General features: G+C 55.6%; 17 protein-coding genes. 15 read left to right on the top strand and 2 right to left on the bottom strand.

Annotated features, from left to right (window positions below):
* From cysC to IEI94_RS10080, 15 genes are all read left to right on the top strand, one after another.
* On the top strand, positions 1-369 hold a 369-nt coding region (gene cysC / locus IEI94_RS10150), incomplete at its 5' end, for an adenylyl-sulfate kinase (protein ID WP_191167303.1).
* A gap of 35 nt (positions 370-404) precedes the next feature.
* Positions 405-1,325, top strand: coding sequence for a glycosyltransferase family 2 protein (locus IEI94_RS10145; protein WP_191167190.1), 921 nt, complete (start codon positions 405-407; stop codon positions 1,323-1,325).
* Entirely contained in the window at positions 1,322-2,467 is a 1,146-nt protein-coding gene (locus IEI94_RS22870) for a glycosyltransferase (RefSeq protein WP_191167189.1), read from the top strand. The genes IEI94_RS10145 and IEI94_RS22870 overlap by 4 nt, the downstream gene beginning before the upstream one ends.
* Positions 2,457-3,101, top strand: a complete 645-nt coding sequence (locus IEI94_RS10135; protein WP_191167188.1) for a sulfotransferase family 2 domain-containing protein — start codon at positions 2,457-2,459, stop codon at positions 3,099-3,101. Before IEI94_RS22870 ends, IEI94_RS10135 begins: the two co-directional genes overlap by 11 nt.
* A 3-nt stretch (positions 3,102-3,104) precedes the next feature.
* Positions 3,105-4,184 (top strand): glycosyltransferase family 4 protein, encoded by a 1,080-nt coding sequence (locus IEI94_RS10130; protein WP_191167187.1) that lies wholly within the window; start codon positions 3,105-3,107, stop codon positions 4,182-4,184.
* 26 nt (positions 4,185-4,210) lie between these two features.
* The gene (locus IEI94_RS10125) at positions 4,211-5,452 is read left to right on the top strand and encodes an ArnT family glycosyltransferase (RefSeq protein WP_191167186.1); all 1,242 of its coding nucleotides are present in this window, start codon (positions 4,211-4,213) and stop codon (positions 5,450-5,452) included.
* 39 nt (positions 5,453-5,491) lie between these two features.
* Positions 5,492-6,568: a glycosyltransferase family 4 protein gene (locus tag IEI94_RS10120; RefSeq protein WP_191167185.1), complete on the top strand. Its 1,077-nt coding sequence runs from the start codon at positions 5,492-5,494 to the stop codon at positions 6,566-6,568.
* Positions 6,565-7,233, top strand: a complete 669-nt coding sequence (locus IEI94_RS10115; protein WP_191167184.1) for a sugar transferase — start codon at positions 6,565-6,567, stop codon at positions 7,231-7,233. The genes IEI94_RS10120 and IEI94_RS10115 overlap by 4 nt, the downstream gene beginning before the upstream one ends.
* A complete protein-coding gene (locus IEI94_RS10110; RefSeq protein ID WP_224750053.1) occupies positions 7,230-8,063 on the top strand; it encodes an aldolase/citrate lyase family protein in 834 nt (277 codons plus the stop codon). The genes IEI94_RS10115 and IEI94_RS10110 overlap by 4 nt, the downstream gene beginning before the upstream one ends.
* Positions 8,063-9,040 (top strand): D-2-hydroxyacid dehydrogenase, encoded by a 978-nt coding sequence (locus IEI94_RS10105; RefSeq protein WP_191167183.1) that lies wholly within the window; start codon positions 8,063-8,065, stop codon positions 9,038-9,040. Before IEI94_RS10110 ends, IEI94_RS10105 begins: the two co-directional genes overlap by 1 nt.
* 1 nt (position 9,041) lies before the next feature.
* The gene (galE, locus tag IEI94_RS10100) at positions 9,042-10,100 is read left to right on the top strand and encodes a UDP-glucose 4-epimerase GalE (protein ID WP_191167182.1); all 1,059 of its coding nucleotides are present in this window, start codon (positions 9,042-9,044) and stop codon (positions 10,098-10,100) included.
* On the top strand, positions 10,094-11,371 hold the full coding sequence (gene tviB / locus IEI94_RS10095) for a Vi polysaccharide biosynthesis UDP-N-acetylglucosamine C-6 dehydrogenase TviB (RefSeq protein WP_191167181.1): 1,278 nt from the start codon (positions 10,094-10,096) through the stop codon (positions 11,369-11,371). The genes galE and tviB overlap by 7 nt, the downstream gene beginning before the upstream one ends.
* A gap of 28 nt (positions 11,372-11,399) precedes the next feature.
* Positions 11,400-12,437 (top strand): hypothetical protein, encoded by a 1,038-nt coding sequence (locus IEI94_RS10090; protein WP_191167180.1) that lies wholly within the window; start codon positions 11,400-11,402, stop codon positions 12,435-12,437.
* A gap of 386 nt (positions 12,438-12,823) precedes the next feature.
* A complete protein-coding gene (locus IEI94_RS10085; RefSeq protein WP_191167179.1) occupies positions 12,824-13,825 on the top strand; it encodes a hypothetical protein in 1,002 nt (333 codons plus the stop codon).
* A 49-nt stretch (positions 13,826-13,874) separates the two neighbouring features.
* A complete protein-coding gene (locus IEI94_RS10080; protein WP_191167178.1) occupies positions 13,875-14,933 on the top strand; it encodes a sugar-transfer associated ATP-grasp domain-containing protein in 1,059 nt (352 codons plus the stop codon).
* Positions 14,934-15,053: 120 nt separating this feature from the next.
* On the opposite strand, the gene IEI94_RS10075 is transcribed toward IEI94_RS10080, so the two are convergent.
* Together IEI94_RS10075 and IEI94_RS10070 are read right to left on the bottom strand one after the other, a co-directional pair.
* Entirely contained in the window at positions 15,054-15,197 is a 144-nt protein-coding gene (locus tag IEI94_RS10075) for a hypothetical protein (protein WP_191167177.1), read from the bottom strand.
* A 452-nt stretch (positions 15,198-15,649) separates the two neighbouring features.
* Positions 15,650-16,171, bottom strand: a complete 522-nt coding sequence (locus tag IEI94_RS10070; protein ID WP_318153387.1) for a lasso peptide biosynthesis B2 protein — start codon at positions 16,169-16,171, stop codon at positions 15,650-15,652.
* Positions 16,172-16,175: the final 4 nt, after the last annotated feature.

Raw genomic sequence — 16,175 nt, 5'->3', positions numbered from 1 at the left:
GACCTCGGCATGAGCGAAGCCGACCGCGCCGAGAACATCCGCCGGGTGGGTGAGGTCGCGCGACTGTTCGCCGAAGCCGGGATTATCGTCATCACTGCCTTTATCTCACCATTCCGCAAGGACCGCGACGCGGTACGCGCGCTGTTCGACGATGACGCCTTTATCGAAGTCCACGTCGACACCCCGCTGGACGTGTGCGAACAGCGCGACCCCAAAGGGCTGTATCAGAAGGCGCGGGAGGGTAAGATCAAGGACTTCACCGGGATTGATAGTCCCTATGAGCCGCCCCTGCATGGGGAGCTAGTGCTTAAGACAATGGAAGATGACGAGCAATCGCTGATTTCTAAAATAATTAGGCAAATGCTTTAATTGGTAAGCGTCCTAAGTCCAGCGGGAAGTATGCTATGTTTTCAGTAATTATACCGGTGCATAATAAAAAGGAACATGTGGTCGCTGCCATTGAATCGGTGCTGGCTCAGACATATGATGACTTTGAATTGATACTGATCGACGACTGCTCCAGCGATGGGAGTGCTGAGTTGATCAGGGCTTATGAATCACCAAAGGTGTCTATACTTAGCAGGGATACGCCTGGCCCAGGGGGATATGCGGCAAGAAACCTGGGGGTCGAAAGAGCAAGTTACCAATGGATAACCTTCTTGGATGCTGATGATGTTTGGTATCCAAATCATCTTCAAACCGCACGTGATCTAATACAAAAATATCAAGATGTCGGTTTTTTCAGCCTGTCTAGAGAGAAGATTTTTAAAGGAGAGAAGGGCGGGTATTTTCATGCTGCAGAGGAGCAGATAAGTTGCCATTCAGCGCTGAAGAGATTTTCACGCAAGGACATATTTCATACCAATGCTGTAGTCATAAATCGAGATCTCTATCTTGCCGCAGGGGGGTTCCCTGCAGGCAAGTGCAAGCGTGGCGGCGATAGTGACCTTTGGCTGAGGTTGCTATTGGAATGTGACTCTCTGGTGGTATCTCCTATAGTGACATCATGCTATGCGCTAGATAATAGCGGCGTTATTTATGGAAAAGCAAAGGTCGAGACGGTGCATCCCGTACAAAATACGGTGATGAGCCATATGCGTCGTAACCCCAATGCCAATAATGCAGCTGACCTTAAGAGGCTTTCCAACCGAAAAAGTCTCTCATGGCTGGTCGCTAGGAAGCGTAGTGGTGATTTTTCCCTCGGTGAGCTCGGCGTAATATACTTTGAATCTCTTGACTCCGTAAGCATCAAACAGCTGATAAAGTTGTTGATTCCTTTCTCGGGGGCAAAAAAACCAGCCACTTCGCAAAAGAAAGTGACGTGAAAATATTTTTTGTATGTTCTTCGTTTGGGGGCGGTGGCGCCGAAAAGGTTGCCGTCAAATTGTCGAGTGCTTTTGCTGACCTGGGGCACGAAGTCACTTATATTTATTGGAAATCCAAGCAGGGTCAAGAGTATAAGTTTGACGCTGACGTCGAAGTTGAAAAAATACCAGATGGAAACCCATTGACACGGGCGTTTGCGATTAGCCGATTACTCAAGCAGCATCGTCCTGATGTCGTGATGTCTTTCACTGATTTACCTAATATCATTGCTTATTTCGCTTGCCTCATGGCTTGGCCATACAGGTGCGTACGGGTGCCAAACGTAAGGACTAATATTCCTGCGAAATACCGTAACATGAAAAGCACATTCTCAATTAGGGGCCTTTCGCACCTGCATGGTCTTGCATGTCGGAGGGCGCCAGTAGTATTGGTTAATTCGGAAGATTCGGGGAGTGCCTTGTGTAATTATTATGGCTTGGCTCCCTCAAGAGTTCATTGTATTTATAATCCTGTTTTTGATGCCTTGCCAAATGAAATTCCTGATTTAGATAGCTCTTCGTGCCATGCTGGCGACAGGATTAAGGCAATTCATGTCGGACGGTTGACTCAAGCTAAAGACCAGCAGGTGCTTATTCGAGCAATCGGACATGCAGTTAATGCTCTGGGTGTCGATATTGAACTGGACATCTATGGCGAGGGAGAGCTGCATGACGAATTGCAGAGTGAAATCATTCGTCTGGGGCTTGAGAGGCGAGTCTTTCTTAAGTCGTTTGATCCTGACATCGAAAATAAAATCAAGAACTATCATGTTTTCCTTTTCTCATCTCGTTGGGAAGGCTTGCCAAACGCTCTCATAGAGGCGTTAGGTAGCGGTATCGAGGTGATTTCTACCGATTGCCCCAGCGGGCCTCGGGAGATCCTTGACGATGGGAGGTTCGGCAGCCTAGTTGAGATCGGTAATCACCGTGAAATGGCCGAAGCGATCTCACAGCGTTATCCAGAGGGTCATTATGTGGCTTCTTCTCATGGCGATAGTAAGAGGATAAGCGATGAACTCAAGAAGCATTTGGAGAAGTTTACCATTTCATTTGTTGCCTCACAGTATGTCGAGCTCATTTCTAGGAAGGTAAATGAACAGTAAAGATGTGAAGCACAAGATTAATCTATTTCGCCGCTATGCCTATTGGAAGCGAACCGGCTGCATTTATATTCATATACCCAAGGCGGCAGGAACGAGCGTGAACAAGGCAATATATGGCCGGACGCTTGGTCATTATACGGCCGATGAAATCCAGTCGCGCTTCCCAAAACTCTTTGTAAAGGCGTTTGTTTTTTCATTTGTCCGGAACCCTTGGGATCGCGTACTTTCAGCCTATCGCTTTGCGAAAGTGGGTAAGACTGACAGTATGGGGATGTATCGCCCTGAACAGTATCAGATACCCGAGTTCGAGAGTTTTGAACGTTTCTTGTTCGAGTGGCTTGCCAAGCAGAGCATTCTCAAAGTTGACTTTGTTTTTCAGCCGCAAAGCAAGTTCGTGTTGGGCAAGGATGGACAGAGCATGGTTGATTATATCGGAAAGGTTGAAAGTTTGGATACCGATATGAAATACGTGGAGTCGGTGCTCGGAAAAAATATAAGTGTCGGCCGTGAAAATATCACCTCGGAGAAAGCTGACTATCGTAGCGCTTATGTTAACGATGATATGGTGGAGCTGGTCAGGTCTTTATACCGAGAAGACGTTGATAAATTCGGTTATACATTCGATAAGAGTTAATTTATGAGAGTTCTCCATGCCATATCTTCTGCGGCGGCAGGCGGTGCTGAAATATATGTAAGAGACCTCTCCATAGAGATGGTCAAGGCGGGACATCGCGTATTCATTCTCTTTCTTGATCGCGCCTCCGAGGCCGGGCGAGATGGTGGGTTCGAAGCGGAATTCTTGAAGCAGTTGGACGACAGTGGTATCGAGTACGGCTTCATCGGAGCCGCTGCGCGTAGAAAACCCTGGCTGGGTGTCAAAGCAATGCGTAAGGCGGTGTCTGAATTTACTCCGGATATCGTGCATTGCCACTTATATTATGCTGCCATTTTTTCTCTTTTTTCCAAAAGCACCAAAGTCATCTATACGCACCACAACATAAAGCTTGGTGCTAGTGCGTTGCTTTATAAGATTCTTGACTTGAAGGTTTCCAGATACATCGGGATCTGTTTGGCTTGCAAGACATTGCTTGAAAGCGTTTCTCGGAAGAAGGTGGTAAGAATTGACAATGGTGTTTCACCGGAGCGTGTGCGTAAGAAGCAAAGAGTTGTTGGGCAGTACGGTGAAGAGGTCAACCTATTGAGTGTTGGTCGCCTGTCTGATCAAAAGAATCTATCTCTACTCATCGCGTCACTTGCCAGGTTGGAAGATCAGACGTACCGATTGAAAATCGCTGGCGAAGGCACCCTGCGCGAGGAGCTAGCGCGGTTGGCGGATGATAAAGGCATATCTGGTCGCGTTGAATTCCTTGGTAACGTAAGCAATGTCGATGAATTGCTGTATGCTGCGGATGTGTTTGTCATGTCATCGGCATGGGAAGGGCTGCCAATCGCTCAAATCGAAGCCACCCTGAGCGGCCTGCCAGTCGTAGTGACCAATGTTGGTGGTTGCTCGGAAATCGTGCACAAGGTATGTAATGGTATCGTTGTCGATGAGTTGACCGAAAGCAGTTATTCGCAGGCGCTGGAGATGATGATAAATAACCATCACTTGCGTGAAGTATTCTCCCACAATGCGCTTGCCTATTCAGGCGATTATCTGATAAAAGCCTCAGCAGATAAGCACCTTGCGTTATATGAAGACGCCCTTACGGCCTGATAGTCGGCCCCGTAGATGAGAGAAATATGATACCGGCGCTTTTTGTTACTTTTGTATTCTTGCTGTCATTCGTCTTCTGTTTGATAGTATCGATGAAGCACCGCTGGTTGCTATGGCCGATCATGATCGGCTTCGCTTTCCGCTGTTTGCTGATGCTTCTCGAATACTATGGGTTCTTCTCCCCACCCGGGGCAGACGGTGATGCTGTCGTCTTTACTCGAACGGCATATCAGTGGTCTCAGCTGGATTGGGATCGTTTGTTCAATACGTTTAACTACAGTGCTTCATACGTTTATAGTACAATCGGCGCTGTTTTTTTCAAAGCGTTTGGCTACAACCACTTTGTCCTTCCAGTATTGAATTTTTTTGCCGGCTTGTTGGGTGTTTTCTTGACCGGGATCATGGCTTACCGGCTATGGGGACGTAAGCCTGCGATCATCAGTGCCTACATCATTGCGCTTTTCCCTTTCGCAGCATTCAACTCAGTGATTGCACTGCGGGAAGAGTTTTCGATAGTCGTCTTCTTGCTCGGTGTCTATTTCTTCTTGAACTGGGTGTCTGGCAAAGGGACGATCTGGATCTTTGCGGCATTCTCCATGTTCGCCGTGGCGCTGATGATTCACCCTGGGTGGGTTGGGGCAATGGTGGGCATCGCCTTGTACCTGGGCTATTTCTCGTTCAGAACGCTGGTGTCGTCGATCAAAGGCGGGGCGACCACGCGTCAGGTGGCGAGCAAGTTCTTCTCGGCGGTCGCGTTGTTCAGCGTGGCCATGCTTATTGTCGTAGGAAGTGGCGGCATCAATCTGGCTAAAGGGATTACCATCGGCGGGGAGGATGAGAATGGGGGCGTAGATGAACTAATCGAGTCTCGCTTTCAGCGTGAGGGGCGTGGCGGCTCTGCTTATCCCAGTTTTGTGGCGCGGGGTAATCCCTACACGCAGCCGTGGTTGATCCCTATGCGGATTGCGTACTTCACGTTCTCACCTTTCCCTTGGGATTTACGCAGCCCGCGGCAATTGATGGGAGTGTTGGCATCGGGCATGTATATGTTCCTTGCGTGGCGGCTTTATAAGGGCTGGAGCCGGGTTAAACGCAAGGAGGAGTGCCTGGCGCTGATGTTTATGGCGGGAGCCCTGATTTTCGTTTTTGCCATTGGGGTGACCAATATTGGCACGGCTATCAGGCACCGAACGAAGTTCTTGGCCATCTGTACGCTGCTGGCGGCATCCTCTTTTGATAGATTATCCATCCGTTTGAGAAGGCACTGATTCGTGGATTTATTGATTATTGCAGGGAACGCTCGCTCCTTGATCGCAAACCGTGGAGATCTGGTCAAGGATATGCAGGCACGGGGGCTGGCCGTGGCCGCGGCGGTGCCGACAGCGGACTATCTCCCGGAAGTCGAAGAGCTAGGCATTGAGATATACCCCATCGAGATGGGGCGTACCGGTATCAACCCGGTACATGATATCAAGACGCTGTGGTCGCTCTATCGACTGATACGACGGCTGAAGCCGAAGGCGGTATTTGGCTATACCATCAAGCCGGTGGTGTACGGCAGCCTGGCGGCCAAGGCGGCGGGTGTCTCTCGTATCTTCTCCATGATCACTGGGCTCGGCCATGTATTCACTACCGATAGCTCCAAGAACCGCCGCTTGCAGAAGATCGTATCGCTGCTCTATCGGGCGGGACTCGCGTGCAATCGCAAGGTGTTTTTCCAGAACCCGGATGACCAGCAGGAATTCACACAGCGCGGCATCCTGCGTGATGCCAGCAAGGCGGTGCGTACTTATGGCTCGGGAGTGGATATGGATCGCTTCGAGGCCACGCCACTGCCCGAAGAGGAGTTGACCTTCCTGTTCATCGGTCGGCTGCTGACCGAGAAGGGGGTCGCTGAGTTTTGCGAGGCGGCACGTCAGCTGCGCAGCGAAGCGCCGGCCGTTCGGTTCATCGCAGTGGGCCCCCATGACCCCAGCTTGCCCCACTCGTGTGCCTCGGCTGATCTTGAGCGCTGGAAGGGTGAGGGTTGCGTGGAGTTCGTGGGTGGCGTCTCTGACGTGCGCCCGTGGATTGCCAAGTGCTCTGTTTTCGTACTGCCCTCGTATAGAGAGGGCACACCACGCTCGGTGCTCGAGGCGATGAGTATGCGCCGGCCGATCATCACCAGCGACGCACCAGGGTGCCGCGAGACGGTGGAAGATGGCGTGAACGGTTTCCTGGTGGCGCCACGCGCCAGTGCACCGCTGCTGGAGGCGATGAAGCGTTTTGTCGAGGAGCCGGCGTTGGTGCCGCAGATGGCCGAGGCATCCCGGGCGCTGGTCGAGCGGCATTATGATGTGCGAAAGGTCAATAAGGTGATTCTCGAGGCGATGGAGTTGGCATGAGGGATGGCGTTAAACGACTGATAGATATACTGGGCAGTGCGGCTGGCCTGATCCTGCTATCCCCGCTGCTGATTTTGGTGGCGGCTTGGATCAAGGTGGATAGCCCGGGGCCGGTGTTCTTTATGCAGCAGCGAGCCGGCCGCGGGGAGCGCCCGTTCAGTATTTTCAAGTTTCGGACCATGCAGCACCGGGCCCCCGACACCATTGACCAGCACCAGGAAAAGGTGGTCAGTGCCGGCCACGATCCCCGTATCACACGGGCAGGCCGGTTTATCCGTGCCACGAGTCTTGATGAGCTGCCGCAGTTGATCAATATCCTCAAGGGCGACATGAGCATTGTCGGGCCCAGGCCTGTGCTCATGGAGCAGACCGAGGTAGTGCCGCCCGGCTACAAGAAACGTTTCAGCGTGCGCCCCGGCTTGACCGGGCTTGCCCAGGTGCGGGGGCGGCGCAGCCTGGGCTGGCTGCAGCAGCTGGCCCATGATGCCGAGTATGTCGACAAGCGGAGTCTGGTACTGGATATCAAGATCCTGCTGCTGACGGTCAAGGTGGTGGTAATGGGCAGCGGGATTTACGGTGAGGCAGGACTTAACTGGCGCACCTATCGCGACCGGCTGAATGGGCAGCCGCCCAAGGACAGCGACGTTGAGGAGGCCATGCGATGAGCCAGCTCAACTTCATGATGATTACCGCCAGCCCGGATGTGGCCGCATTCATAGAGCAGCATGACGTGGCGCGCATTTTCATGGATCAGGAAGTGCTCGGCAAGGCGGAGAGGCAGGGGCACCTGGACACCCACAAGGCGGCCCACTCCCTCGAAGAGATTGCCGCAGTCGCGGCGGTGCTGAAGAGCGCAGAACTAATGGTGCGGCTGAATCCGCTCAATGCGTCGACCCGCGAGGAAGTGGAGGGGGCGCTAGACCATGGCGCGCAGCGCTTGATGCTGCCGATGTTCTCTTCCCGCGCTGAGGTCGGTCGGTTTCTGGATACCGTCAATGGCCGGGTGCCCGTGACTTTCCTGGCCGAGACGGCGGCCTCGCTGGTGCGCTTGCCCGATTGGCTGGATCTGCTCACACCGGGTCATGATGAAGTCCACATCGGGCTCAACGATCTCTACTTGAGCATGGGCCTTGGGTTCTTGTTCGAGCCCATGGCGGGGCGCCTGCTGGACCCCGCTGCCGCGCTGCTTGCGCAAGCCGATGTCAGGTGGGGGATTGGTGGTATTGCAAGGATTGGCCAGGGAGAGCTGCCCGCCGAAACGGTACTCGGCGAGCACGTTCGGCTGGGGTCGCAGTGGGTCATCCTGTCGCGGGCGTTTCATGCCGGAGCGGCGACCTCTGCAGACCTGCTCGAGACGCTCGATTTTCCCGCCGAGATAGCCAAGCTGCGCCAGGCCGAGTCGCACTGGCGTGGCGCCGAGACGGCGGCGTTGCTGGACAACCAGCGAGAGCTGGCCGACTGCGCCTATCGCCTCGGAAGCCGGGGAGGGGTGTGATGTCTCCTGCGCCCATCCTACGCGTGCTCTACCTCCAGAAAGCCGAGGTGCTTGCCCAGCAGCAGGGCGTAGTATCACGCACCCTGCAGCAGGCACTGCCAGAGGCTGAGATACTCTTTGCCGACAGCGTCGCGACGGTGCCGTGGCATGCCGATATCGATATCGTTATCACGCCGACCCTGCCGTGGCTGCCCGAGGCGCTGCGAAGGCTGGCCTCGTATCGCTGGTTGCATTTTCTTTCCGCCGGCGTCGAGAAGATCTGGTCGATGGATTTCGACAAGTCTTCCATCTTGATGACCAAGAGTAGCGGTGTTCACGGTGCGCCGATGAGCGAGTACGTCATTGGCGCCATGCTCTATTTCACCAAGCAGTTCGGTCGCTTCCATGACCAGGCAAGGCAGGCGAAGTGGCAACGGAGCTGGTTGGGTGAGCTGACCGGCAGCCAGCTGACGGTGCTGGGGCTGGGGCATATCGGGCAGTGCCTGGCCAGGCGTGCCAAGGCGTTCGATATGCAGGTGGTCGGCACTCAGCGCACCCCCCGTAGCCTGGCTGACGTCGACCGAGTTGTGGCCCTGGAGGATATTGGGCCCGAGCTGGGGCGCACGGATTTTCTGGTAGTGTGCCTGCCGCTGACAGAGGCGACGTGTGGCCTTGTCAATGATGCATTACTCAACCAGTTGCGCCCTGGTGCGGTATTGGTCGATATCTCGCGTGGCGGAGTAGTAAAGAGCGATGCGTTGCTGCGCGCACTGGATGCCGGCAGGCTGAAAGGCGCCGCCCTGGATGTATTCGAGCAGCAACCACTCCCTGCCGAGTCGCCGCTGTGGCAGCGCAGCGACCTTCTGATCACGCCGCATGTGTCAGGCACGACCCCGTTCTACCTGGAGCGGGCGCTCAATGTGTTGATCGATAACCTGCGTGCCTATCAGCAGGGCAAGCCCCTTGTCACAGCGGTAAGCGTCGAAGCCGGATATTAATATGCAGAAACCTAAGATCTTGGTAACCGGTGGTGCGGGCTATATCGGCTCGCATACGGCACTGGTGCTTTTGGAAGCAGGCTACGAGGTCGTAGTGCTGGATAGTCTGATCAATGCTTCCCGGGAGTCATTGCGGCGGGTGCAAGAGATCGTTGGTCGGGAGCTCGTTTTCATCGAGGGGGATGTGCGCGATCGCGCTTGTCTCGACCGGCTCTTCGGCGACCACGACATCTACGCAGTGATCCACTTCGCTGGTTTGAAAGCCGTCGGTGAGAGCGTCGAGCAGCCACTGGCTTATTACGACACCAATGTGGGGGGCTCATTGACCCTGTGCCGGGCAATGCACGCGGCCGGGGTGTTTCGGCTGGTGTTCAGTTCATCGGCCACGGTCTACGGACCCGATGCGCCGGTGCCATATCGGGAGAGCATGCCACGTGGACGGACCTCCAACCCCTATGGCACCTCGAAATCGATCGTGGAACAGACCCTCGAGGACCTGGTGCATGCCGACGGGCGCTGGAGCGTATCGCTGCTGCGCTACTTCAACCCGATCGGTGCACACCCCTCGGGACGCTTGGGGGAGGATCCCCAGGGCGTGCCCAACAATCTGCTGCCCTTCATTGCCCAGGTGGCGGTGGGGCGTAGGCAAGCGCTGACCGTTTTCGGCAATGATTACGCCACCGAGGACGGCACCTGCGTGCGGGACTATTTGCACGTCATGGATCTTGCAGAGGGCCATGTCGGGGCGCTCAACCGCTTGGGGCAGGCCGGCCTGCACATTTATAACCTGGGAGCCGGCAAGGGATTATCAGTGCTGCAGATGGTCGAGGCATTCGAACGCATCAGCCTGCGGCCGATTCCCTACCATTTTGCACCGCGTCGTGATGGCGACCTGGCAGCGTTCTGGGCGGATTCACAGAAGGCTGAGCAGGAGTTGGGATGGCGGGCCAAGCGAGGGCTGGACGACATGATTGCCGACACCTGGCGCTGGCAGCGTCAGAACCCTCACGGATATCGCTCTGAGATAAACGTCAAATCACAAGGGACATCAAAATGCTGAGCATGGATAACGTTCGTTTGGGGATCATTGGCCTAGGCTATGTGGGATTGCCGCTGGCCGTGGAGTTCGGCAAGGTCTTGCCGACGGTGGGCTTCGACATCAATGCCAAGCGCATTGGCGAGCTGCGTGATGGTATCGATCAAACCCTCGAAGTGGAGCCCGAGCTGCTGGCACAGTCGACGCAGTTGAGTTTCGAGAGTGAGCTGGAGGCTTTGCGCGCCTGCAACGTCTATATCGTCACCGTGCCTACGCCCATCGACAGCAGCCGGCGCCCCGACCTGACACCGCTGATCAAGGCCAGCGAAAGCCTGGGCCAGGTGGTCGCCAAGGGTGATATCGTCATCTATGAGTCGACGGTCTATCCCGGGGCGACGGAAGAGGATTGTGTGCCTGTTATCGAGCGACTCTCTGGGCTGGTTTATAATCGCGACTTCTTTGCAGGCTACAGCCCTGAGCGTATCAACCCGGGTGACAAGGAGCACCGCGTCACCACGATCAAGAAAGTGACCGCAGGCTCCACGCCGGAGGTGGCGGACTTCGTCGACGCGCTCTATCAGAAGGTGATCACCGCGGGAACGCACAAGGCCAGCTCGATCGCCGTGGCTGAGGCCGCCAAGGTGATCGAGAACACCCAGCGCGACGTCAATATCGCCTTGATCAACGAGCTGTCGATGATTTTCAACCGCCTGGGACTGGATACCGAAGAAGTCCTCGAGGCGGCCGGTACCAAGTGGAACTTCCTGCCGTTCCGCCCCGGGTTGGTCGGTGGGCACTGCATCGGTGTCGATCCTTACTACCTGACCCACAAAGCCCAGCAAGTTGGCTATCACCCCGAAGTGATCCTCTCGGGGCGGCGTATCAATGATGGGATGGGAGCCTATGTGGCATCCCAACTGATCAAGCAGATGATCAAGAGCCGAATCCACGTCGAGAAGGCTCGCGTGCTGGTCATGGGGCTGACGTTCAAGGAGAACTGCCCCGATCTGCGCAATACCCGGGTGGTCGATATTCTCAGCGAGCTTGGCGAATATGATATTCAGGTAGACGTTTACGACCCGCATGTCAGCAAGGAGGAGGCGGAGTGCGAGTACGGGATACGCCCTATCGAGGTGCCCGAGGACGGTGCTTATGATGCGGTGATTCTCGCCGTTGCCCACAGCGAGTTCCGCGACTTGGGGGTGTCGGCGATCCGCGCCTGGGGTAAGCCAGAGCATGTGTTGTACGACCTTAAGTATCTGTTACCTAAAGGCCAGGCTGATCTGCGCCTGTGATGATACCGCAGGCATGAGAGGGTGGGAGATGAAAGACACGGCCCATGAAGGCGGTGAAGACGTCGTAATGGCAGAGGATAAAGCGCTCCCTGGTCTCCCGGATGAGCGACGCACAGAAAAGGAGTCGCCGTCGACTTGGTATTACTACCATGCCTATGGTTTCGACATCGCTTCCCAGATTCCCCTACCGGAGCTCGTGAAAGTCACTCCCAGTGCTTCGCCTGACATCGAGATCGTGGCCGACCATGTCGACGTTACGCTACACGAGGGAAAGCACGTCAATCAGTGGCTTCAGATAGGCAAGGAGCACTGCCAGATATGGGTCGAGGGCATTGCCCGCTACCGTATCGAAGCTGGGCGGCGAGTAGTGGTGGATCGGCGCGTCTCGGACGCGAAGGATAATGCCGCTGCCGCGTCTGACATTCGTGTATATCTGCTGGGCACGGTATTTGGCGTGCTGGCCCATCAGTGTCGGTGGCTGCCACTACACGTCAGCGCCATCAAGGCCCCCAATGGGGTCTGGGCCTTCACGGGGGAGTCAGGGGCTGGCAAGTCCACTCTGAGTGCCTGGCTCCATCACCATCACGGCTGCGGCCTGGTGACCGACGATGTGGCTGTCGTCAAGCCCGAGGAATCTCTGCCACTGCTGCATCCCGGCCCGCGAAAGGTAAAGCTATGGAAGCAGACCCTGGCTGCGTTGGACATCGATGCCCAGCATGCCCAGCGCGACCTGATGCGCGTGGATAAATATCATCTAGCGCTGGATCACCAGGCTGCTCTTGGTGCTGAACCGCTCAAGGCGCTAGTAGTGCTCGAGCGTGGGAACCCTGATGAGCCGCCGAAGCTCTCGGAAGCGACTGGGGCAGAGGCGCTGTATCTCTTGCTCGAGTCGATCTATCGCCCTGAAATCGGTCGTGCCTACCAGGCGGCCGAGGAGATGATGGCTGCCTGCCAGGTGCTGACGGGACAGATCAGGGTCTACCGCTATCGGCGGCCATGGGATCTTGATGGGGTGTCTAGTTCGCTAGGGCCACTATTGAAGGAAATGGGCTTTGACAATTTCTAAGGGCGATTTATAGTGTAACGGTTGGTGATATTTTGTTATCAACACGTTCTGTGTCACCCATAATCAGGAGGATTAGGCATGCAGGGGAACGATAGCCGAAAGGCATACGAGTCACCCGCTGTGGCTGCCATTGGCACCATGGCAGAAAAAACCGAGTTTTTCTTTGGTAGATGGCTCTGGGAAAGGAAACTCGAGCACTGGCGATCGAAGAAGCCAAGTTTCCCGGATGAGCCCGAGTATTCATGATGCAAGGGCACTAGCCACTCATGACCTGCGACGCCTCGGCGTCGCAGGTTTGCTCCTGCGCTGAAGCTGGAGCAGGGCAGTGCTCGCGGGCACAACAAGATAAGGGAGTTTGGATAGTGGCCAGTCAAGGGAAAGATCGGGTGAGCAACAGCCCCACCTCTGTGCAGGGCGAGAGGCGCGGCAACCTGCCATTCAGCAATGAGCGATTCTACTACCGCACCTATGGCCTGAACATCGAATCTCAGCTGGAGCTCCCCGAGCTGCCAGCGATTCCGCCATGCGCTGAGCCTGATGTGGTCGTGCTGACGCCGGGTGTCGAGGATCAGTTGGAAGATGCCACCTTTCGCAAGGGCTGGCTGGAGATGGGCGACGACCGCTGCCAGATTACGATCGAGGGGATCGCCCGTTACCGCGTCGAGCATGGCCAGCGCATTCTGCTCGACCGACGCGTGCCCCGGGGCGTTGATCCGGTTGCCGACCCGGGAGATATTCGCCTCTTCCTGCTGGGGAGTGCTCTGGGTGGGCTGCTGCACCAGCGGCATTGGCTACCGCTTCACGTGAGTGCGTTGAAGACGCCTGGTGGCGTCTGGGCGTTCACCGGCCACTCGGGAGCAGGGAAGTCGACGATTGGCGCCTGGCTCCACTACACCCAGGGATGGCCGCTGGTGACCGACGATGTCGCCGTGATCAAGCCGCATGAGGAGGAGCCCTACCTTCATCCTGGTCCGCCTCGCGTCAAGTTATGGAAGGATGCCTTGGCCGCGCTGGGCATTGAGACCGAGGGGCTCGTTCGTGACCTGACACGGGAAGACAAGTACCACTTGATGCTCAACAAGGGCTTTCAAGATCGCCCCTATCCCCTGAAGGCACTGGTAATGCTGGAGCGTGCGGAGGAGGGGGAGTCGGCCAGCCTGGAGCGTATCACGGGGGTCGACGCATTCAAGTCGGTGATGGCGACGCTCTACCGGCCTGAGATGGGCAATGAATTTAACACTCCTGCTGGGTTGATGCGGGAGTGTACCAAGCTGGCGAGCAAGATAGAGGTGTATCGATTCCGTCGCCCCTGGTCACTGGATGACATGAACACCAGCATCCAGCCTCTACTGGAACGGATCATGCTGGAGCAGGACGCAGGCACGTGAGAGCGCCGCGCATTGATATGGTCGCCTTGCTCGGCGGCCCGGCAAGCTAATGGCATCGGCCTCGATCAAGCGCATATTGAAGCAGGTTGCGCAACGCGTGCAGCGCGAGCGGTGTCATGCCCAGCACGCAAGGATGGCACGGACACTGCTGGCGAATGTCGAGCAGAAAAGCGGAGCGCTGAGCGCAGCCGTCAAGCGTCAGGCCCGCGACTATGCCCAAGAGGTGCTGGGCAGCACGCGCTTCGCTCCCTGGTTACTGGTCTACTCCGCGGTAAAGGGTAATTTCGCCGAGGGCTGGATTCCTGGTGATTACTATCAAATGGTGGTGTTGCCGGCGAAGAATGGCCAAGTCGGTCAGGCGACCAATACCAAGACATTGACCAACCGTCTGCTGAACTCAACGGATCTCCCGGATATTGCCTATCTCATCGATGGGATAGGCTATGCTGCAGACTATTCCGTGGTGAGCGCCGCTGCCTTGGTCGATCTGCTGTTCGAGATAGATGAGCGTGTCTTCTTCAAGCCTGACCGTTCCTTTCAGGGCCAAGGCATTCGCATTCTTGAAAAAGGCGATATCAGCCCTGAGACATTGGGGAGATTACCCGATGGGGTTTTCCAGCGTCCGGTGATTCAACATGAGATATTCGATACGCTGACACCCAATTCCACCGCTACGCTCAGGCTTACCACCGCTAAGCTGCAGGATGGCGGTGTCGAGTTGCGAGCGGCGGACCTCAGGTTGGGCAGGGCGGGTGATCGCTATGTCAGGGCAGTAAGTGAAATCAGGGTACCAGTCGATCTCGCAAGTGGGACACTATGGTCGTGCGGCTTCATGCCCGACTGGCGTAGAGTCGAGTCACATCCTGATACAGGCACGTCATTCAGCCACATTCGCATTCCTGGCTTTGATCATGCTGCGGCGATGTGCAGCCGTCTGCATCAGGGATTTCCTCACCTGGGCTGCATTGGATGGGATATTGCGATTGATCGTGAAGAGACTGCCAAGATAATGGAGTGGAATGCACGACACAACAGTATCGTGTTCTCTGAGGCGACTACTGGGCCAAGCTTCAAAGGGCTTGGGTGGGAGTCTCTATGGAAGCGCTAAGTACGTCATGCGGCGCTTTTCAATATGATATTTGACAGACAATAAACGTGCGCACTACACGGTAATGGTCAGCTTGTCACTGCATACTGTGTAGTGCGCAATGTGCTAGATGGCTAGATATCAGGAACCGGGCTTATAAGCCGTATTGTTCTGGCCTCCAACGGTGTCTGCGTTTGGCAGGTCGCCGCCTTGAGTGATTTCAGAAGGCGAACCCAGCGAGATTAGCACCGGTGAAACATACACTTCTTTCTTGTCAGTTTTCATGCGACTACTCCATGGTGCTGTTGAGACGATCTACCTTGATGGACACTCCACCCCTGCTGCTCTGTCAGAATGCGCTTGATGTACCGTCACTCCCCGGATACATCTGCTTACATTCTTGTAGAATATTAGCCGCTAGCGACTCTACCGGCAAGCTCATTGCTCGAGTTTCACTCTAGTGGTGTTGTTGTAATATGTTGATTTTAAATGTTATTTTTAGGTATTAGGAAAAACCGTGCTTTAAGGTGAGTCACACTCTCAAGGTCTGTGTCTTATTGTTACGAAAGGGCGAGGGAGAGTAGTGAGGCTTCATTGAGCATTTAATGCTAGGTCCTGGACAGAAGCTGGCTTTGCTCGGTTATGTGGCGTGAAAAAAACAGGCCGAACGCGCTTGCCCGACGCCAGGCGGTCTCGGCGAGTGTGCTCAGTAGTGTATGAGTATCGGGGGAGGTTGGCTAACGCCGGGTTTGGCCCTGGGGTGGCAGGGAGGAGTAGCACCCGACGACGGTAAAAAGGTTAAAGCCGTAGCCGCCGGTTATCGCTACGCGGCCGGTCGCTACCCAGGCATGGGCCTTATACTCGCGGGTCTCCGGTTCGCGCATGACACCGAAATAGAGCGAGTAGGGAATGCCATAGAGGCCCAGCACCAGGCGGGCGGTAACGGCTTGGGGAAAGCAGTTGGATACCCAGGGCGTGTATCGAGCAGCGAGTCTGATGGCCTGGCCGATCTGTGCCGCCTTTGCTTCCTGTTTGGGCGTCAGTAGTGGGATATAGGCTGCAATACCCATTGGCTGGCCGAGATAAGGGGCCAGGCGGCGAAAGGAAAACAGCAAAATCGCCACTCTGCTCAATCCCAGCAGCACCCAAAGCAGAGGGAACCAACGTTTGGCAAAGCCAGGCTGGCGCAAGAAACTGATCGCCTTGCGCCTGATTTTTTTCAGGAACCCTGTCTGCAACGTCTGGAAGTAGGTCGCCACGTAG

The organism is Halomonas sp. ML-15 (genome assembly GCF_014779595.1).
GTDB lineage: Bacteria > Pseudomonadota > Gammaproteobacteria > Pseudomonadales > Halomonadaceae > Franzmannia.
Note: the sequence above shows the minus strand (reverse complement) of the source record. Positions and strands in the feature narration are given on the sequence as shown.